The sequence below is a fragment of the Escherichia sp. WS1450 genome (assembly GCF_046487395.1).
GTDB lineage: Bacteria > Pseudomonadota > Gammaproteobacteria > Enterobacterales > Enterobacteriaceae > Escherichia > Escherichia coli.
The window spans coordinates 75,273-94,663 of sequence record NZ_JBJQJO010000021.1; the positions used below are offsets into that span (position 1 = coordinate 75,273).

19 protein-coding genes and 2 tRNA genes are annotated in these 19,391 nt (G+C 52.6%); 7 read left to right on the forward strand and 14 right to left on the reverse strand.

Annotated elements, in window-relative coordinates; translation table 11 throughout:
* Positions 1-40: 40 nt before the first annotated feature.
* Together rhoL and trxA are read right to left on the reverse strand one after the other, a co-directional pair.
* Positions 41-142 (reverse strand): rho operon leader peptide RhoL, encoded by a 102-nt coding sequence (gene rhoL / locus ACJHYR_RS20600; RefSeq protein WP_001295255.1) that lies wholly within the window; start codon positions 140-142, stop codon positions 41-43.
* 140 nt (positions 143-282) lie between these two features.
* On the reverse strand, positions 283-612 hold the full coding sequence (gene trxA / locus ACJHYR_RS20605; protein ID WP_001280776.1) for a thioredoxin TrxA: 330 nt from the start codon (positions 610-612) through the stop codon (positions 283-285).
* 130 nt (positions 613-742) lie between these two features.
* On the opposite strand from trxA, the gene rhlB reads away from it, so the two are divergent.
* Together rhlB and gppA are read left to right on the forward strand one after the other, a co-directional pair.
* Entirely contained in the window at positions 743-2,008 is a 1,266-nt protein-coding gene (gene rhlB / locus ACJHYR_RS20610) for an ATP-dependent RNA helicase RhlB (protein ID WP_000047499.1), read from the forward strand.
* 135 nt (positions 2,009-2,143) lie between these two features.
* The gene (gene gppA / locus ACJHYR_RS20615) at positions 2,144-3,628 is read left to right on the forward strand and encodes a guanosine-5'-triphosphate,3'-diphosphate diphosphatase (RefSeq protein ID WP_001315098.1); all 1,485 of its coding nucleotides are present in this window, start codon (positions 2,144-2,146) and stop codon (positions 3,626-3,628) included.
* Positions 3,629-3,673: 45 nt separating this feature from the next.
* On the opposite strand, the gene rep is transcribed toward gppA, so the two are convergent.
* Positions 3,674-5,695, reverse strand: a complete 2,022-nt coding sequence (rep, locus tag ACJHYR_RS20620; RefSeq protein ID WP_072837557.1) for a DNA helicase Rep — start codon at positions 5,693-5,695, stop codon at positions 3,674-3,676.
* A 217-nt stretch (positions 5,696-5,912) separates the two neighbouring features.
* On the opposite strand from rep, the gene ACJHYR_RS20625 reads away from it, so the two are divergent.
* Positions 5,913-6,362: a type II toxin-antitoxin system PemK/MazF family toxin gene (locus ACJHYR_RS20625; protein ID WP_000996698.1), complete on the forward strand. Its 450-nt coding sequence runs from the start codon at positions 5,913-5,915 to the stop codon at positions 6,360-6,362.
* A gap of 151 nt (positions 6,363-6,513) precedes the next feature.
* Positions 6,514-6,795, forward strand: coding sequence for a peptidylprolyl isomerase PpiC (gene ppiC / locus ACJHYR_RS20630; protein WP_001140258.1), 282 nt, complete (start codon positions 6,514-6,516; stop codon positions 6,793-6,795).
* 45 nt (positions 6,796-6,840) lie between these two features.
* Here ppiC and ilvC read toward each other — a convergent pair whose 3' ends face one another.
* Positions 6,841-8,316, reverse strand: coding sequence for a ketol-acid reductoisomerase (gene ilvC, locus ACJHYR_RS20635; protein WP_000024951.1), 1,476 nt, complete (start codon positions 8,314-8,316; stop codon positions 6,841-6,843).
* A gap of 149 nt (positions 8,317-8,465) precedes the next feature.
* Here ilvC and ilvY point away from each other — a divergent pair, with 149 nt between their 5' ends.
* On the forward strand, positions 8,466-9,356 hold the full coding sequence (gene ilvY, locus ACJHYR_RS20640; protein ID WP_000365784.1) for an HTH-type transcriptional activator IlvY: 891 nt from the start codon (positions 8,466-8,468) through the stop codon (positions 9,354-9,356).
* On the opposite strand, the gene ilvA is transcribed toward ilvY, so the two are convergent.
* The 7 genes from ilvA to ilvL all read right to left on the reverse strand — a co-directional run bounded on the left by ilvA (position 9,353) and on the right by ilvL (position 15,908).
* Positions 9,353-10,897 carry a threonine ammonia-lyase, biosynthetic gene (gene ilvA / locus ACJHYR_RS20645; protein ID WP_000785613.1) on the reverse strand — a complete coding sequence of 515 codons (1,545 nt, stop codon included), beginning with the start codon at positions 10,895-10,897 and terminating at the stop codon, positions 9,353-9,355. The two genes, ilvY and ilvA, sit on opposite strands and share 4 nt — an antisense overlap.
* Before the next feature lie 2 nt (positions 10,898-10,899).
* The gene (gene ilvD, locus ACJHYR_RS20650; RefSeq protein WP_001127396.1) at positions 10,900-12,750 is read right to left on the reverse strand and encodes a dihydroxy-acid dehydratase; all 1,851 of its coding nucleotides are present in this window, start codon (positions 12,748-12,750) and stop codon (positions 10,900-10,902) included.
* A gap of 64 nt (positions 12,751-12,814) precedes the next feature.
* On the reverse strand, positions 12,815-13,744 hold the full coding sequence (ilvE, locus tag ACJHYR_RS20655; RefSeq protein WP_000208520.1) for a branched-chain-amino-acid transaminase: 930 nt from the start codon (positions 13,742-13,744) through the stop codon (positions 12,815-12,817).
* Between the two features lie 19 nt (positions 13,745-13,763).
* Positions 13,764-14,027, reverse strand: coding sequence for an acetolactate synthase 2 small subunit (gene ilvM, locus ACJHYR_RS20660; RefSeq protein ID WP_000983255.1), 264 nt, complete (start codon positions 14,025-14,027; stop codon positions 13,764-13,766).
* Positions 14,024-15,670 (reverse strand): acetolactate synthase 2 catalytic subunit, encoded by a 1,647-nt coding sequence (gene ilvG / locus ACJHYR_RS20665; RefSeq protein WP_001012585.1) that lies wholly within the window; start codon positions 15,668-15,670, stop codon positions 14,024-14,026. The genes ilvM and ilvG overlap by 4 nt, the downstream gene beginning before the upstream one ends.
* A 2-nt stretch (positions 15,671-15,672) precedes the next feature.
* A complete protein-coding gene (gene ilvX, locus ACJHYR_RS20670) occupies positions 15,673-15,723 on the reverse strand; it encodes a peptide IlvX (protein WP_001387183.1) in 51 nt (16 codons plus the stop codon).
* A gap of 86 nt (positions 15,724-15,809) precedes the next feature.
* Positions 15,810-15,908 carry an ilv operon leader peptide gene (ilvL, locus tag ACJHYR_RS20675; protein ID WP_001311244.1) on the reverse strand — a complete coding sequence of 33 codons (99 nt, stop codon included), beginning with the start codon at positions 15,906-15,908 and terminating at the stop codon, positions 15,810-15,812.
* Between the two features lie 352 nt (positions 15,909-16,260).
* Between ilvL and ACJHYR_RS20680 the strand changes: the two genes are divergently transcribed.
* Positions 16,261-17,781 (forward strand): YifB family Mg chelatase-like AAA ATPase, encoded by a 1,521-nt coding sequence (locus ACJHYR_RS20680; RefSeq protein WP_000058978.1) that lies wholly within the window; start codon positions 16,261-16,263, stop codon positions 17,779-17,781.
* Between the two features lie 25 nt (positions 17,782-17,806).
* Here the strand turns inward: ACJHYR_RS20680 and maoP are convergent, their stop codons facing one another.
* On the reverse strand, positions 17,807-18,145 hold the full coding sequence (maoP, locus tag ACJHYR_RS20685) for a macrodomain Ori organization protein MaoP (RefSeq protein WP_000841001.1): 339 nt from the start codon (positions 18,143-18,145) through the stop codon (positions 17,807-17,809).
* A gap of 118 nt (positions 18,146-18,263) precedes the next feature.
* Here maoP and hdfR point away from each other — a divergent pair, with 118 nt between their 5' ends.
* A complete protein-coding gene (gene hdfR, locus ACJHYR_RS20690) occupies positions 18,264-19,103 on the forward strand; it encodes an HTH-type transcriptional regulator HdfR (protein ID WP_000379230.1) in 840 nt (279 codons plus the stop codon).
* Between the two features lie 94 nt (positions 19,104-19,197).
* Here the strand turns inward: hdfR and ACJHYR_RS20695 are convergent.
* Together ACJHYR_RS20695 and ACJHYR_RS20700 are read right to left on the reverse strand one after the other, a co-directional pair.
* Positions 19,198-19,273, reverse strand: a tRNA-Trp gene (locus ACJHYR_RS20695).
* Between the two features lie 8 nt (positions 19,274-19,281).
* Positions 19,282-19,358 (reverse strand) — tRNA-Asp (locus tag ACJHYR_RS20700).
* Positions 19,359-19,391 lie beyond the last annotated feature (33 nt).

The following is a 19,391-nucleotide window of genomic DNA, read 5'->3' on the forward strand; positions in this document are numbered from 1 at the left end:
TTGTGAATGGTATGGCAGGATCATCCATGCCTGTTTACGGTCATCGACTCATGTCTTTTCGCTGTCTGGTCACAGGAGAGTACGCAGAACTGAAACGACAAGACGGATTGAGTGACGAGCCAGAAATCTGTTCACTTCGCATTTAAGATAAAACGGGAAGCGTTGGAAATTACAAGATTCAAACTTAATAAGGTATGTTTAATACGAAGTCAACACTAAGTTAGCATGACTCACGCCGGGCGTCCAGTTTTTAGCGACGGGGCACCCGAACATGAAATTCCCTTACGCCAGGTTAGCGTCGAGGAACTCTTTCAACTGACCTTTAGACAGTGCGCCCACTTTGGTTGCCGCCACTTCACCGTTTTTGAACAGCAGCAGAGTCGGGATACCACGGATACCATATTTCGGCGCAGTGCCAGGGTTTTGATCGATGTTCAGTTTTGCAACGGTCAGTTTGCCCTGATATTCGTCAGCGATTTCATCCAGAATCGGGGCGATCATTTTGCACGGACCGCACCACTCTGCCCAGAAATCGACGAGGATCGCCCCGTCCGCTTTGAGTACATCCGTGTCAAAACTGTCGTCAGTCAGGTGAATAATTTTATCGCTCATATATAACTCCACAGGAATAAGCCTGGCGTGTTGGTTTCGTTGTTGGTGTAACATTAACCAACTAAAGGTTGACTTTATTTCACCGGATACGCTTTCGTAAAGCAATAGTAAGCTGATATTCTACCACACTATGAGCAAAACACATTTAACAGAACAGAAGTTTTCCGACTTCGCCCTGCATCCGAAGGTTGTAGAAGCCCTTGAAAAAAAAGGGTTTCATAACTGTACGCCCATTCAGGCACTGGCCCTTCCGCTGACGCTGGCGGGTCGTGACGTAGCCGGGCAGGCGCAAACCGGTACCGGGAAAACGATGGCGTTTCTTACGTCAACGTTTCATTATCTTCTCTCTCATCCCGCGATTGCCGATCGCAAGGTGAATCAACCGCGTGCCTTAATTATGGCACCGACGCGTGAACTTGCCGTGCAGATCCACGCCGACGCGGAACCGCTGGCGGAAGCTACCGGCCTGAAGCTGGGTCTGGCTTACGGTGGTGATGGCTACGACAAACAGCTGAAAGTGCTGGAAAGCGGCGTTGACATTCTGATTGGCACCACGGGGCGTTTAATTGACTACGCCAAGCAGAACCACATTAACCTCGGTGCCATTCAGGTAGTTGTACTGGACGAAGCCGATCGCATGTACGATCTGGGCTTTATTAAAGATATCCGCTGGCTGTTCCGCCGTATGCCGCCTGCAAACCAGCGCCTCAACATGCTGTTCTCCGCCACGCTTTCGTACCGGGTACGTGAACTGGCGTTCGAGCAGATGAACAATGCCGAATATATTGAAGTGGAACCGGAACAGAAAACGGGCCACCGTATTAAAGAAGAGCTTTTCTACCCTTCTAACGAAGAAAAAATGCGTTTGCTGCAAACGCTGATCGAAGAAGAGTGGCCAGACAGAGCGATTATTTTCGCCAACACCAAACACCGTTGTGAAGAGATCTGGGGCCACCTGGCGGCAGATGGTCATCGTGTCGGTTTGTTGACAGGCGATGTCGCGCAGAAAAAACGCCTGCGTATTCTTGATGAATTTACCCGTGGCGATCTGGATATTCTGGTTGCCACCGACGTTGCCGCGCGTGGTTTGCATATTCCGGCAGTGACGCACGTCTTTAACTACGATTTACCCGATGACTGTGAAGATTACGTTCACCGTATTGGTCGTACAGGTCGCGCAGGCGCAAGCGGTCACTCTATTAGCCTGGCGTGTGAAGAGTATGCATTGAATTTGCCTGCTATTGAGACCTATATTGGTCACTCAATTCCGGTAAGCAAATACAATCCGGACGCATTGATGACCGATCTGCCAAAACCGCTGCGCCTCACGCGCCCGCGCACAGGCAATGGTCCGCGTCGTACTGGCGCTCCGCGTAATCGTCGTCGTTCAGGTTAAATAAAAAATGTCATACTTAAAATCATTCAAACTGGATCAAGATGGCATGAGAATGAATCCCGATGAGCTTACTGTAGTAAGTGACTCAGGAGAAAGAATGCAGCCAACGCAGAGACAGATTGAAGGATGAAGAGTATGAGTTCCACCTCGTCGCTGTATGCAGCCATTGATCTCGGTTCGAATAGTTTTCATATGCTGGTTGTGCGCGAGGTGGCTGGAAGCATCCAGACGCTGACGCGAATTAAACGCAAAGTGCGTCTGGCTGCTGGCCTGAACAGCGAAAATGCCCTGTCTAATGAAGCAATGGAGCGCGGTTGGCAATGTCTGCGCCTGTTTGCTGAACGTCTGCAAGATATCCCTCCCTCGCAAATTCGCGTTGTCGCTACGGCGACATTACGACTTGCCGTCAATGCGGGTGATTTTATTGCCAAAGCGCAGGAAATCCTCGGTTGTCCGGTACAGGTGATCAGCGGTGAAGAGGAAGCGCGTCTGATTTATCAGGGCGTTGCTCACACCACTGGCGGTGCCGATCAGCGCCTGGTGGTGGATATAGGCGGTGCCAGTACTGAACTGGTAACCGGCACGGGTGCACAAACCACCTCTTTGTTCAGCCTGTCGATGGGCTGCGTCACCTGGCTGGAACGCTATTTTGCCGATCGTAATCTGGGGCAGGAAAATTTTGATGCTGCAGAAAAAGCGGCACGCGAAGTGTTACGTCCGGTTGCCGATGAATTACGGTATCACGGCTGGAAAGTGTGCGTTGGCGCTTCCGGCACCGTGCAGGCGTTACAGGAAATCATGATGGCACAGGGGATGGATGAACGCATTACCCTGGAAAAGTTGCAGCAACTGAAACAGCGAGCCATTCATTGCGGTCGGCTGGAGGAACTGGAGATTGACGGGCTGACGCTGGAACGTGCGTTAGTGTTCCCGAGTGGTCTGGCAATCCTGATCGCCATTTTTACCGAACTGAATATTCAGTGTATGACCCTGGCGGGCGGTGCGCTGCGTGAAGGCCTGGTCTACGGCATGTTGCATCTGACTGTCGAGCAGGATATTCGCAGCCGTACGCTGCGTAATATTCAGCGCCGCTTTATGATCGATATTGATCAGGCACAGCGCGTAGCCAAAGTTGCGGCTAACTTCTTCGATCAGGTGGAAAACGAATGGCATCTTGAAGCAATAAGCCGCGATTTGCTCATCAGCGCCTGCCAGCTTCATGAAATCGGCCTGAGCGTTGACTTCAAACAAGCGCCGCAACATGCTGCTTATCTGGTACGTAATCTGGATCTTCCCGGTTTTACCCCCGCACAGAAAAAATTGCTGGCGACGCTACTGCTCAACCAGACGAACCCGGTCGATCTCTCATCGCTGCATCAGCAAAATGCCGTACCGCCGCGCGTCGCAGAACAACTCTGCCGCTTACTTCGCCTGGCCATCATTTTTGCCAGCCGTCGTCGTGACGATCTCGTGCCAGAGATGACATTACAGGCTAACCATGAACTGTTGACCTTGACGCTTCCGCAAGGTTGGCTAACCCAACATCCGCTGGGTAAAGAGATTATTGATCAGGAAAGCCAGTGGCAGAGCTATGTCCACTGGCCGCTGGAAGTGCATTAATGAGTAAGTGCCGGATGCGATGCTGACGCATTTTTCCGGCCTTGATTATTTCCCTCGTTTTGCCGCCATCATCGCTTTCAGATTCGCCAGATGGCTTTGCCCTTTCTGCATCCGTTCTTCGGCGCTCACCACTTTGCGCTCCTGTTCCCAAATCAGATCATCCTGCGGCAGCTCCAGCAGGAAGCGGCTCGGCTCCGGGCGCACCAGTTCGCCGTACTGACGGCGTTCTTTACACAGCGTAAAGGTCAATTCCTTCTGGGCGCGGGTAATGCCGACATAGGCCAGCCGCCGCTCCTCATCGATATTATCTTCATCGATACTGCTCTGGTGCGGCAAAAACCCTTCTTCCATACCGACTATGTAGACATAAGGAAACTCCAGCCCTTTCGACGCGTGCAGAGTCATCAGTTGTACCTGATCCAGCTCTTCCTCGCTCTCGCCGCGCTCCATCATGTCGCGCAAAGTAAAGCGCGTCACCACCTGGGTGAGCGTCATCGGCTCATCCAGTTCGCTGCCTTCCAGCATCTCCGTCATCCAGCTAAACAGTTGGTTGACGTTCTTCATGCGCATTTCGGCGGCTTTCGGGCTGGGCGATGTTTCGTACAGCCAGGATTCATAATCCATGCCATGGATTAGATCACGCACCGCAGCAATCGGCTCCCGCTCCGCCAGGCGCTGGATTTCTGCCAACCAGTGAGTGAAGCGGGTCAATGCTTCATAACCACGTCCGCTAAGCGTCTGACTCAGGCCCATATCAAAGCTGGCGGTAAACATGCTTTTATTGCGCGTCATCGCCCACTCACCCAGCTTTTTCAGCGTAGCCGGGCCAATCTCTCGCTTCGGCGTGTTAACGATACGCAGAAATGCGCTGTCATCGTCCGGGTTAGTCAGCACGCGCAGATAAGCCAGCAAATCCTTGATTTCAGGACGAGAGAAAAACGACGTACCACCAGAAATTTTGTACGGGATGCGGTTTTGCATCAGGAATTTTTCAAACACCCGCGACTGATGGTTGCCGCGATAAAGAATGGCGTAATCTTTGTACTGCGTTTTATTGACGAAGTGATGCGCGATCAGCTCGCCGGTGACTCTCTCGGCTTCATGTTCTTCGTTATTCGCGCTTAAAACTTTTAGCTCCGCGCCATAGCCCAGTTCGGAGAACAGACGCTTTTCAAAGACGTGCGGGTTATTGGCAATGAGGATGTTCGCCGCTTTCAGAATACGTCCGGAAGAGCGGTAGTTCTGCTCAAGCTTAATCACCTTCAGTGCCGGGAAATCCTGACTCAGCAGCACCAGGTTTTGCGGACGTGCACCGCGCCAGGAGTAGATCGACTGGTCGTCATCGCCAACTACGGTAAAGCGCGCGCGGCTACCCACCAGCAGTTTCACCAGTTCATACTGGCTGGTGTTGGTGTCCTGATACTCATCCACCAGCAGGTAGCGAATTTTGTTCTGCCAGCGCTCGCGGACTTCTTCATTGCGTTGCAGCAGCAACGTCGGCAATAAAATCAGATCATCGAAGTCGAGAACGTTACAGGCTTTCAGGTGTGCATCATACAGCCCATAACAATGGGCAAAAATACGGTCCCGCTCGCCAATCGCACTGGCTGCCGCCTGGGACGGTGTTTTGAGATCGTTCTTCCAGTTAGAGATGGTCGAAATCAGCTGTTGCAGGAGGACTTTGTCATCTTCAATCAGCCCCTCGGTCAGCTCTTTAAGCAACGCCAGCTGATCGGTGTCATCAAACAGCGAAAAGTTCGCTTTCATCCCCAACGCCGCATACTCACGCTTGATGATATCCAGCCCCAGCGTGTGGAAGGTGGAAATCATCAGCCCGCGCGCCTCTTTGCGCCCCAGCGTCTGCCCGACACGCTCTTTCATCTCGCGCGCCGCCTTATTGGTAAAGGTCACCGCCGCGATATGTCGCGCCTGATAACCGCAACCGCGGATCAGATGGGCGATTTTATTGGTGATGACACGAGTTTTACCGGAACCCGCGCCTGCCAGCACCAGGCAGGGGCCGGTAACGAATTCGACAGCTTGTTGTTGGCCGGGGTTTAGACGCATAGGTGTATTGCTCAATCTTCGAACGGGGGGGAGGATTGTAGCAGAATCGCATTTGAATGTGACCGAGTGAAAACCGCTAACCGGATGGCTGCGGATGTTTAAATCAGAGAGGGTAGGCCGAAACCGGAGTTCATCATGAATCCATTAGACTTAGAAAATATCGGGTCGTAACGTTGTGTTATTACTTTTTCAGAGTTTACTAAGGAGAGGTTTACTCGTGGCGATTAATTTCAGCCCCAAGGTTGGTGAAATACTGGAATGCAACTTTGGTAACTATCCTGTTAGCCAGAATGGACAGTTCAGCACGACGTATTACGATGGCCGCATTCCACCTGAGATGATAAAAAATAGGTTGGTTGTCGTGCTCAACGGAAAAATTAATGGCAACGCATGTATCGTCGTTCCATTATCAACCACTCGCGACCATGACAAGTTAAATCGTGGAATGCATGTTGAAATAGCCAGTAATGTTATCAATGACCTGCAATTCTTTGATCAGCAGATACGTTGGGCTAAAGCCGACCTGGTACAACAAGTCAGTCGAAACCGATTAAACAGAGCAAGGACTTATCGGGGGTATCTTAATCAATGTTTGCCACATGAGTTGGTTGCAGACATACAGAGGGCAGTCATCAAGTCAATCAATGCCATATCGCTCATAAATTGACAATAAAATCACCATCCCCGATAATGACTCTGTAGCCCATAGAGGCCCTAAGTTTTCTCCCCTTGAGGGACCTGCGAAGCCCGGATTTTCCGGGCTTTTGCCATATATGTCCCCCCTCCCTGACTGACAATTTTTAATTCAAGGCACGATCATGGCAAAAACAGCAGCTGCACTGCATATCCTTGTAAAAGAAGAGAAACTGGCTCTGGAACTTCTCGAGCAGATTAAGAACGGTGCCGATTTCGGCAAGCTGGCGAAGAAACACTCCATTTGCCCGTCAGGCAAACGCGGCGGTGATTTGGGTGAATTCCGCCAGGGTCAAATGGTTCCGGCGTTCGATAAAGTGGTTTTCTCTTGTCCGGTACTGGAGCCGACTGGCCCGCTGCATACCCAGTTCGGGTATCACATCATTAAGGTGCTTTACCGTAACTAATAGCAAGGCCTTCTCCGGGAGAAGGCCTTGAACTCTGAATCGCACTTAACCCGCAACAGCAATGCGTTTCATATCTGTCATATAGCCGCGCAGTTTCTTACCTACCTGCTCAATCGCATGACTGCGAATCGCTTCGTTCACATCACGCAACTGCGCGTTATCTACCGCACCTTCCGGAATAGCTTTACCCAGGTCGCCCGGTTGCAGCTCTGCCATAAACGGTTTCAGCAGCGGCACACAAGCGTAAGAGAACAGATAGTTACCGTACTCGGCGGTATCAGAGATAACCACGTTCATTTCGTACAGACGCTTACGGGCGATGGTGTTAGCAATCAGCGGCAGTTCGTGCAGTGATTCATAGTAAGCAGACTCTTCAATAATGCCGGAATCCACCATGGTTTCAAACGCCAGCTCAACGCCCGCTTTTACCATCGCGATCATCAGTACGCCTTTATCGAAGTACTCCTGCTCGCCGATTTTGCCTTCATACTGCGGCGCGGTTTCGAACGCGGTTTTGCCGGTCTCTTCACGCCAGGTCAGCAGTTTCTTATCGTCGTTGGCCCAGTCTGCCATCATGCCGGAGGAGAATTCGCCGGAGATGATATCGTCCATATGTTTCTGGAACAGCGGTGCCATGATCTCTTTCAGCTGTTCAGAAAGCGCATAAGCACGCAGTTTCGCCGGGTTAGAAAGACGGTCCATCATCAGGGTGATGCCGCCCTGTTTCAGCGCTTCGGTGATGGTTTCCCAACCGAACTGAATCAGTTTTTCTGCGTATGCCGGATCGGTGCCTTCTTCCACCAGTTTGTCGAAGCACAGCAGAGAACCAGCCTGCAACATACCGCACAGGATGGTTTGCTCGCCCATCAGGTCAGATTTCACTTCCGCAACGAAGGAAGATTCCAGCACACCCGCACGGTGACCACCGGTTGCTGCCGCCCATGCTTTAGCGATCGCCATGCCTTCGCCTTTCGGATCGTTTTCCGGGTGAACGGCAATCAGCGTCGGTACGCCGAATCCACGTTTATACTCTTCACGCACTTCGGTGCCCGGGCATTTCGGCGCAACCATTACTACGGTGATGTCTTTACGGATCTGCTCGCCTACTTCGACGATGTTAAAACCGTGCGAGTAACCCAGCGCCGCGCCGTCTTTCATCAGTGGCTGTACGGTGCGCACTACATCAGAGTGCTGCTTGTCCGGCGTCAGGTTAACCACCAGATCCGCCTGCGGGATCAGTTCTTCGTAAGTACCAACTTTAAAACCATTTTCGGTCGCTTTACGCCAGGATGCGCGCTTCTCGGCAATCGCTTCTTTACGCAGAGCGTAAGAAATATCCAGACCAGAATCACGCATGTTCAGGCCCTGGTTCAGACCCTGTGCGCCACAGCCGACGATGACTACTTTTTTACCCTGAAGGTAGCTCGCGCCATCGGCGAATTCATCGCGCCCCATAAAGCGACATTTGCCCAGCTGTGCCAGCTGCTGGCGCAGATTCAGTGTATTGAAGTAGTTAGCCATGGTGATTCCTCGTGATGTTGTGCTTCTTATTGTTCGGTTCGCGTTTGCGAGAATGAATTCACTATATGACAGGAAATTCATTGCGGAAATTGATATATTCACAACATCACATTGCAATTTCTGCAACGCCAACATTGAGGGCTGCGCCATTGGATTTACGCGATCTGAAAACCTTCCTGCATCTGGCGGAAAGCCGCCATTTTGGCCGTAGCGCACGGGCAATGCACGTTAGCCCGTCTACGCTTTCGCGACAAATACAGCGCCTGGAAGAAGATCTCGGTCAGCCGCTGTTTGTGCGTGATAACCGCACGGTAACGCTGACGGAAGCGGGCGAAGAGCTGCGCGTTTTCGCCCAGCAAACGCTGTTGCAATATCAGCAATTGCGCCACACCATCGACCAGCAAGGGCCGTCGCTCTCTGGCGAATTACATATCTTCTGCTCGGTGACCGCTGCCTACAGCCATCTGCCGCCGATTCTCGATCGCTTCCGCGCGGAACACCCGTCGGTGGAGATCAAACTCACGACTGGTGATGCGGCAGATGCGATGGAAAAGGTCGTCACTGGCGAAGCGGATCTGGCGATTGCCGGGAAGCCGGAAACCTTGCCCGGCGCAGTGGCATTTTCGATGCTGGAGAATCTGGCAGTAGTGCTGATTGCCCCCGCGCTACCCTGCCCGGTGCGTAATCAGGTCTCGGTAGAGAAGCCAGACTGGTCAACGGTGCCGTTTATCATGGCCGATCAGGGGCCGGTACGCCGCCGCATTGAACTGTGGTTTCGACGCAATAAAATCAGCAACCCGATGATTTACGCCACGGTTGGCGGGCATGAAGCGATGGTATCGATGGTGGCGCTCGGCTGTGGCGTGGCATTGTTGCCGGAAGTGGTGCTGGATAACAGCCCGGAACCGGTGCGTAACCGCGTGATGATTTTAGAGCGCAGTGATGAAAAAACGCCGTTTGAGCTGGGCGTATGCGTACAAAAAAAGCGGCTTCATGAGCCGCTGATTGAGGCGTTCTGGAAGATTTTGCCGAACCACTAACCCGCCAAAAAGAACCTGAACGCCGGGTTATTGGTTTCGTCGTGGCAATCGTAGCCCAGTTCATTCAGCCGGGTTTCAAAATCCGGTTCATGATCGCCAAGCTCGAACGCCGCCAGTACGCGCCCGTAGTCGGTACCGTGGCTGCGATAATGGAACAGCGAGATGTTCCAGTGCGTACCCAGCGTGTTGAGGAAGCGCAGCAGCGCGCCCGGTGATTCCGGGAATTCGAAGCTGTAGAGGCGTTCCTGCAACGGATGCGATGGACGCCCGCCAACCATATAGCGCACATGTAGCTTCGCCATTTCGTCGTCGGAGAGATCAACCACGCTGTAGCCGCCGTCGTTGAGCATCTGCAAAATTTCTTTGCGCTCTTCAAGCCCGCGGCTCAGGCGCACACCGACAAAGATGCAGGCGTTTTTGGCATCAGCAAAGCGGTAGTTGAACTCGGTGACCGAGCGCCCACCAAGTAACTGGCAGAATTTGAGGAAGCTGCCCTTTTCTTCCGGAATGGTCACCGCCAGTAACGCTTCACGCTGTTCGCCCAGTTCGCAGCGTTCCGAGACGTAGCGCAGACCGTGAAAGTTCACGTTAGCACCGGAAAGAATATGCGCCAGCCGTTCACCGCGAATGTTGTGCTGGGCGATGTATTTTTTCATCCCCGCCAGCGCCAGCGCGCCGGAAGGTTCCGCCACCGCGCGCACATCTTCGAACAGATCTTTCATCGCCGCACAGATGGCATCGCTATCGACGGTGATGATGTCGTCAAGATACTCCTGGCACAAACGGAAGGTTTCATCGCCGATGCGTTTTACCGCGACGCCTTCAGCAAACAGCCCCACGCGGGGCAGATCAACGGGATGACCCGCATCCAGCGCTGCTTTCAGGCAGGCGGAATCTTCCGCTTCCACGGCGATCACTTTGATTTGCGGCATCAGTTGTTTGATCAGTACCGCGACGCCCGCCGCCAGACCGCCGCCGCCGACCGGTACAAATACGCGGTCGAGATGGGCGTCCTGCTGGAGCAGTTCCAGCGCCAGCGTGCCTTGCCCGGCGATCACCATCGGATGGTCGAACGGCGGTACCCAGGTGAAACCCTGCTGCTGTGACAGTTCGATCGCTTTCGCTTTCGCTTCATCGAAATTTGCGCCGTGAAGCAGCACTTCGCCGCCAAAGCCGCGCACCGCATCAACTTTGATATCGGCGGTGGCGGTTGGCATGACGATCAGCGCCTTCACGCCTAACCGTGCGGAAGAAAACGCGACGCCCTGCGCGTGGTTACCCGCAGAAGCGGTGATCACGCCGTGCGCTTTTTGTTCTTCCGTCAGGCCCGCCATCATGGCGTATGCGCCGCGCAGCTTAAAGCTGTGCACTGGCTGGCGATCTTCGCGCTTCACCAGAATCACGTTATCAAGACGCGACGACAGTTTTTCCATTTTCTGTAGCGGCGTGACCTGCGCCGCTTCGTAGACCGGCGCGCGCAGCACCGCTCTTAAATATTCGGCACCTTCCGGGGTACCGGACAGGGGTTGCGAGTCAGCCATTATTAACCCCCCAGTTTCGATTTATCGCGCACCGCACCTTTGTCGGCGCTGGTTGCCAGGCTAGCGTAGGCACGCAGCGCAAAGGAAACCTGGCGTTCACGGTTTTTCGGCGTCCAGGCTTTGTCGCCACGAGCTTCCTGCGCTTCACGACGCGCCGCCAGTTCAGCATCGCTTACCTGTAACTGAATGCCACGGTTCGGAATGTCGATGGCAATCATGTCGCCGTCTTCAATCAGACCAATGCTGCCGCCGCTTGCCGCTTCCGGCGAGACGTGGCCGATGGAAAGACCAGAGGTGCCGCCGGAGAAGCGTCCGTCGGTGATCAGCGCGCAGGCTTTACCGAGCCCCATTGATTTCAGGAAGCTGGTTGGGTAGAGCATTTCCTGCATCCCCGGACCGCCTTTCGGGCCTTCATAGCGAATTACTACCACATCGCCAGCGACAACTTTGCCGCCGAGAATCGCTTCTACCGCGTCGTCCTGGCTTTCGTACACTTTCGCCGGACCGGTGAATTTGAGGATGCTGTCATCGACGCCCGCGGTTTTAACGATGCAGCCGTTTTCTGCGAAATTACCGTACAGCACCGCAAGGCCGCCGTCTTTGCTATAGGCGTGTTCCAGCGAACGGATGCAGCCATTTGCGCGATCGTCATCGAGAGAATCCCAACGGCAATCCTGCGAGAATGCCTGTGTGGTACGGATACCCGCAGGGCCGGCGCGGAACATATTTTTTACCGCGTCATCCTGGGTCAGCATAACGTCGTATTGTTCCAGCGTTTGCGGCAACGTCAGGCCAAGTACGTTTTTCACATCACGGTTCAGTAATCCCGCACGATCCAGCTCGCCGAGAATACCGATAACACCACCAGCACGATGAACATCTTCCATATGGTATTTCTGGGTGCTTGGCGCAACTTTACACAGCTGTGGAACCTTGCGGGAGAGCTTATCAATATCACTCATGGTGAAGTCGATTTCCGCTTCCTGCGCCGCCGCCAGCAGGTGAAGTACGGTGTTGGTAGAGCCGCCCATCGCGATATCCAGCGTCATGGCATTTTCAAACGCCGCTTTGCTAGCAATATTGCGCGGCAGTGCACTTTCGTCGTTTTGCTCGTAGTAACGTTTGGTCAATTCAACAATGCGCTTACCAGCATTAAGGAACAGCTGCTTACGGTCCGCGTGGGTTGCCAGCAACGAGCCGTTGCCCGGCTGCGACAGGCCCAGTGCTTCGGTCAGGCAGTTCATTGAGTTAGCAGTAAACATCCCGGAGCAGGAACCGCAGGTTGGGCAGGCGGATCGTTCAACCTGATCGCTCTGGGAGTCAGAAACTTTCGGGTCTGCGCCCTGGATCATCGCATCAACCAGATCGAGCTTAATGATCTGATCGGACAGTTTGGTTTTCCCGGCCTCCATCGGACCGCCGGAAACAAAGATCACCGGAATATTCAGGCGCAGGGAAGCCATCAGCATCCCCGGGGTGATTTTGTCGCAGTTAGAGATGCAGACCATGGCGTCGGCGCAGTGGGCGTTGACCATATATTCAACGGAATCAGCGATCAGTTCGCGAGATGGCAGTGAATAAAGCATGCCCCCGTGGCCCATAGCGATCCCATCATCCACCGCAATGGTGTTGAACTCTTTGGCAACGCCGCCAGCAGCTTCAATTTGTTCGGCGACCAGTTTACCGAGATCGCGCAGATGGACGTGACCCGGTACAAATTGGGTGAACGAGTTCACAACCGCGATAATCGGCTTACCGAAATCGGCGTCGGTCATTCCGGTGGCGCGCCACAGCGCACGAGCACCCGCCATATTACGACCATGGGTGGTGGTGGCGGAACGGTACTTAGGCATACTTTATTTACTCCCAGTGTCTGTCTCGTAAATGGGACGGTGCGTGCCGTCCCATTTTTTGTATTTATTGATTAACTTGATCTAACCAGCCCCATTTATCTTCGGTTTCGCCAGTGAAGAGGCCGAAGAAGGCTTGCTGAATGCGTTTGGTAACCGGGCCACAACGGCCTTCACCAACCTGAATACCGTCTACACTTCGCACTGGCGTGATTTCTGCCGCAGTACCGGACATAAACACTTCATCCGCCAGGTACAGTGATTCGCGCGACAGCACCTGCTCACGCACTTCAATTCCCAGCTCTTTCGCCAGTTTGATGATGGCATCACGGGTAATACCCGGCAGCGCGGAGGAGGTGAACGGTGGGGTGAACAGCACACCGTCTTTCACTTCAAACAGGTTTTCGCCTGCGCCTTCAGAGATATAACCATTCACATCCAACGCGATACCTTCCTGATAACCGTGGCGGCGTGCTTCGCTACCCACCAGCAGGGAAGAGAGGTAGTTACCACCGGCTTTCGCCGCGGTTGGGATGGTGTTTGGCGCTGCGCGGTTCCAGGAAGAAACCATCGCATCGATCCCCTGCTCCAGCGCTTCTGCGCCTAGATACGCTCCCCACGGGAAAGCGGCGATAATCACGTCGGTTGAGTATCCCGCTGGCGGGTTTACGCCCATGCCAACATCACCAACGAAGATCAGCGGACGGATATAGGCGCTGGTGAGATTGTTTTTGCGGATCACGTCACGACAAGCTTCCATCAGCTCATCAATGCTCTGCGAAACCGGGAAGCGATAGATTTTGGCGGAGTCATGCAGACGCTGCATATGCTCACGATGGCGGAATACAACCGGTCCTTTGTGCGAGTCGTAGCAACGGATGCCTTCAAAAACCGAGGTGCCATAGTGCAGCGCGTGCGACATCACATGCACCTTCGCGTCTTCCCAACGAACCATCTCCCCATTGAACCAAATGTAATCAGCTTTCTTCGTGGTCATTTTTATATTCCTTTTGCGCTCAGGCGCGGATTTGTTGTGATGTGGTTGTGCTCTGGCAGATGGCAACGTGTGCGACGTCCACCAGTTTATTTAACTGACTAAACAGTAAGTCGACCGACCGTGGGCTGGCAACGGTCAATTCGATATTTATATTTTGTGCATCGCTGGCGGCGGCCATATTCATTGAGCAGACGTGGAAACCACGATGACGCACCACGCGTAAAACACGTTCTAAGGTTTCCGGATTGAAGCGAGCCGATACATTGACCTGATGTTGCATCATGATAATTTCTCCAACATTTCTGAATTACTGGCACCTGGCGGCACCAGCGGCCAGACGTTCTCAAGTTCGTCGATTGAGACATGAAGCAGGTATGGCCCATCACTGTTCAGCATGGTGTCGAGTGCCGCTTCAACCTGGTCTTTACGGGTGATGTGTTGGCCAGGGATGCCGAAGGCGCTGGCTAACATGAGGAAATCGGGGTTATCAGTAAGGGTTGTTTCGCTGTATCGTTCCTGGAAAAACAGTTGCTGCCATTGTCGAACCATCCCTAACCGTTGGTTATCGAGTAAGACGATTTTCAACGGTAACTGCTTGCGTTTTACGGTGCCCAGCTCTTGCACATTCATCATGAAAGAGCCGTCACCGGAGATACAGACGACGGTATCGTTCGGTCGCGCGACTTGTGCGCCAACCGCCGCCGGTAAACCAAAACCCATGGTGCCTAATCCGCTGGAGGTGATGAAGTTTTCCGGGCGAGTGTGGACGATGTGCTGGGCAGCCCACATCTGGTGCTGCCCCACATCTGTGGTCACGACGCAATCCGCAGGTTTACGATCCGACAGTTGTTTTAACAACAACGGCGCGTAGATAGCGTCACCGGGATGGTCGTAACGCCAGGTATGTTCATCACGCAGCTGCGCGCAGTATTGCTGCCAGTCATTGATATTTAACGGCTGCTGTAATGCTGGTAACAGAGCATTTAAATCACCCTGTAATGCCACATGTGCCTGACGCAGCTTGTTCATTTCTGCCGGGTCGATATCCATATGGATAACACTGGCGAGTGGTGCGAAGGTGTTCAGTTTGCCGGTCACCCGGTCATCAAAACGTGCACCCACGGCGATCAGCAAGTCGCACTCCTGAACCGCGAAGTTCGCCGCTTTGGTGCCGTGCATTCCCAGCATGCCCAGATAGTACGGATAATCTGCTTCAACTGCGCCCAGCCCTTTCAGCGTGCAGGTGACAGGCATTTTTGTAGCAGCGAGAAATTCACGCAGAGCGGGAACTGCCTGCGCCATGCCCACGCCACCGCCAACGTACAGCATCGGTTTTTGCGCCTTTGCCAGCATCTGGCGCGCTTGCTCGACTTCGGCATGTGGGAAATTCACTTCGTTTTCAACGGTGGTGAACCATGGTTCCAGATCGCCGCTGGCTAACTGGATATCTTTTGGGATATCGACCAGAACCGGACCAGGACGACCTGAGCTGGCAACGTCGAATGCTTCAGCCATGATGCGCGGCAACTCTTCCAGCGACTGCACCAGAAAGCTGTGCTTGGTGCAGGCTAACGACAACCCCAGAATATCCACTTCCTGAAATGCGTCAGTGCCGATAAACGGTGCGGATACCTGACCGGTGATGGCAACAACAGGGATGGAATCTAACAGCGCGTCCGCAAGCCCGGTTATCAGGTTGGTTGCACCTGGACCAGACGTGGCGATACATACGCCAGTTTTGCCGGTAGCACGGGCATAACCGATAGCCGCCATTGCTGCACCTTGCTCGTGTCGGCACAGCAAGTGTTCCACGCCACCGTCATACAATGCATCGTAAACCGGCATAATTGCGCCACCCGGATAACCGAAAACGGTGTTCACACCCTGTGCCCGCAACGCATGTACCACCCACTGTGCGCCATTCATAGTTAGTTCCCCGTCCTGAATCTTGAGAAACAGAATTTTGTGCTGTTATTCATTGTCTGCTCCTCGGTTATGTTTTTAAGGTCAAAAAAAACCCCCGTACCTTTCGGTGCGGGGGTCTTAGTTCGTTAAGGCTTGATCTCTAAGCCTTTCCTCGTCCAAGTGCAGCCCCGCACGGTGGGATAATAATCACCACCACGCTAATCACGACCAGGCTAATCACTCGTAGAAGGGCTGTCATTTTGTCTTTTCTTGCATCTTGTTCGAAGGAATGCCTAAAGAGTTACCATAGATTTTGCGAATAGCACAAGATATTTTTTGGCCTATTTTTATGATGTCTTTAATAATTTCAAGAGAAATTGTTGTTTTTTAAAAAGAAAATAGTGAGTGAAAAAAATTCAATTTCAGTATGAATGTTGTTCCCTTCCTCGTAGTTCATCCTTTGCCCGCTGCATTTTTGCGAGCATCATTCCACCGCCAGAACAACTCAACTTCACTTGCACAAATAAACCGGAATCAGCCACTAAAATTCACGAATTAGCGGGCTACAGCAGCGATATCTTATGTACATAATGGTGACTCAAGGAGGGCTTATGTCACTGTCAATTGTTCATACCCGCGCAGCCCTGGGAGTAAATGCGCCCCCAATCACTGTTGAGGTACATATCAGTAAAGGTCTACCCGGCTTAACGATGGTGGGCTTACCAGAAACAACGGTAAAAGAAGCTCGCGATCGCGTGCGCAGCGCCATTATCAATAGCGGATATGAATATCCGGCGAAAAAAATCACCATCAACCTTGCTCCAGCCGATCTGCCAAAAGAAGGGGGACGATATGATTTGCCTATCGCTATTGCGTTGCTGGCGGCCTCAGAACAGCTTACAGCCAATAAGTTAGATGAATATGAATTAGTCGGAGAACTGGCGCTTACAGGCGCTCTGCGTGGCGTTCCCGGCGCAATCTCCAGTGCAACTGAAGCCATTAAGTCGGGCAGAAAAATTATCGTCGCGAAAGATAACGAGGATGAAGTGGGGCTAATTAACGGTGAAGGATGCCTGATAGCCGATCATCTGCAGGCTGTCTGTGCGTTTCTGGAGGGTAAGCACGCTCTCGAACGCCCGAAACCAACTGATGCAGTATCCCGGGCGCTACAACATGATCTCAGTGATGTTGTCGGTCAGGAGCAAGGAAAGCGAGGGCTGGAAATTACCGCCGCTGGCGGGCACAACCTTTTACTGATTGGGCCGCCGGGAACAGGTAAAACAATGCTCGCCAGCCGTATTAATGGCCTGTTGCCAGATTTAAGCAATGAAGAGGCACTGGAGAGCGCTGCGATATTAAGTCTGGTAAATGCTGAATCAGTACAAAAACAATGGCGGCAGCGCCCGTTCCGCTCACCTCATCACAGTGCGTCGTTAACTGCGATGGTGGGCGGTGGTGCAATTCCAGGGCCAGGTGAAATTTCGCTGGCGCATAACGGCGTGCTTTTTCTTGATGAGCTACCTGAATTTGAACGGCGTACACTGGATGCCTTGCGAGAGCCGATTGAATCCGGGCAGATCCATCTTTCACGCACACGAGCAAAAATAACCTATCCAGCCCGTTTCCAGCTTGTCGCGGCGATGAATCCCAGCCCTACCGGACATTATCAGGGAAACCATAACCGCTGCACACCAGAACAGACATTACGTTATCTCAACCGGCTCTCGGGGCCCTTTCTCGACCGCTTCGATCTCTCACTGGAGATCCCATTACCGCCCCCCGGCATTTTGAGTAAAACGGTAGTGCCGGGAGAAAGCAGCACCACCGTTAAACAACGTGTAATGGCCGCCAGAGAGCGCCAATTTAAGCGGCAGAATAAGTTGAACGCCTGGCTGGATAGTCCGGAAATACGCCAATTCTGCAAGCTTGAGAGCGAAGATGCGCAGTGGCTGGAAGAAACGCTGATCCATCTGGGGTTATCGATTCGTGCCTGGCAGCGGTTATTGAAAGTTGCACGAACAATTGCTGATATTGATCAGTCTGACATTATCACACGTCAGCATTTGCAGGAGGCAGTTAGCTATCGTGCGATTGACCGTTTGCTCATCCATCTGCAAAAACTACTGACATAAAAAAAAGGGCATTTCGCCCTTTTTATTAATCGTCAGAATCGGTGTAGTCTTCAGCACCTTCAACCTGCGGTTTGCCGCCGGAAAGGGTGTGAAAACGTTTTGGACGCTTGATACGCGTCATATACTTGGACCACACGCGTTCTGCTTCTGTCACTGGCTCACGTTCGCCACGGCATACTGCTACGAAGAGTTTCTCTTCCTCGGTAACCGGCTCGCGTTTGCCAAGATCCAACTCATTGAAGGCATAACCATGACGCTCAAGCAGTTGTGCCTCTTTGATGGTGAAGTCACCATGACGAGAGAATCCACGTGGATAATGTTTATTGTCGAAATATCGATTAGTCGTCGTAAAGCTTTCCGCCATCCTGCACGCTCCTAATTCTTTGACCGAGCTAGTTATGGCGCGGAGTATTAGTTACGCTTGACAGAGTGTAAAACAAAACATTTAAATCATAACGACAAATAATTTTGCGGAGAGCACTGTGGATACGGAATTGTTAAAAACTTTCCTGGAAGTTAGCCGAACGCGTCACTTTGGTCGAGCGGCTGAATCGCTCTATCTGACCCAGTCAGCAGTGAGCTTTCGAATCAGACAACTGGAAAATCAACTGGGTGTGAATCTTTTCACCCGCCACAGAAACAATATCCGTTTAACCGCTGCTGGTGAAAAACTACTGCCTTATGCAGAAACGCTCATGAGCACCTGGCAGGCCGCCCGTAAGGAGGTGGCGCATACCTCACGACATAACGAGTTTTCTATCGGTGCCAGCGCCTCGTTGTGGGAATGTATGCTTAATCAGTGGCTGGGACGCTTGTATAAAAATCAGGATGCCCATACAGGCTTACAGTTCGAAGCGCGAATTGCCCAACGGCAGTCTCTGGTAAAACAGCTGCATGAACGCCAGCTTGATCTTCTTATTACTACTGAAGCGCCCAAAATGGACGAATTTAGCAGTCAGTTGCTCGGGTATTTCACTTTAGCGCTTTATACCAGTGCCCCTTCCAAACTAAAGGGAGATCTTAACTATCTGCGACTGGAATGGGGGCCAGATTTTCAACAGCATGAGGCAGGTTTGATCGGTGCTGACGAAGTTCCCATTCTGACAACCAGTTCTGCTGAACTGGCACAGCAACAGATTGCGACGCTTAATGGTTGCACCTGGCTACCCGTCAGTTGGGCGCGTAAAAAGGGCGGCCTGCATACCGTTGTCGATAGCACAACACTTTCACGGCCGCTTTATGCCATATGGCTGCAAAATAGCGATAAAAATGCGTTGATTCGCGATCTATTGAAAATTAACGTGCTGGATGAAGTGTATTAATCTGAATGGCTGGCAAGGATGCCGGTAGAAGGATTTACTTCGGAGAGGTTATTTCAGATAAAAAAAATCCTTAGCTTTCGCTAAGGATGATTTCTGGCAGGGGCGGAGAGACTCGAACTCCCAACACCCGGTTTTGGAGACCGGTGCTCTACCAATTGAACTACGCCCCTAATTAGGGTGGCGGAACGGACGGGACTCGAACCCGCGACCCCCTGCGTGACAGGCAGGTATTCTAACCGACTGAACTACCGCTCCACCGAATTCTTTTACAACCACCGGTTTTATGAC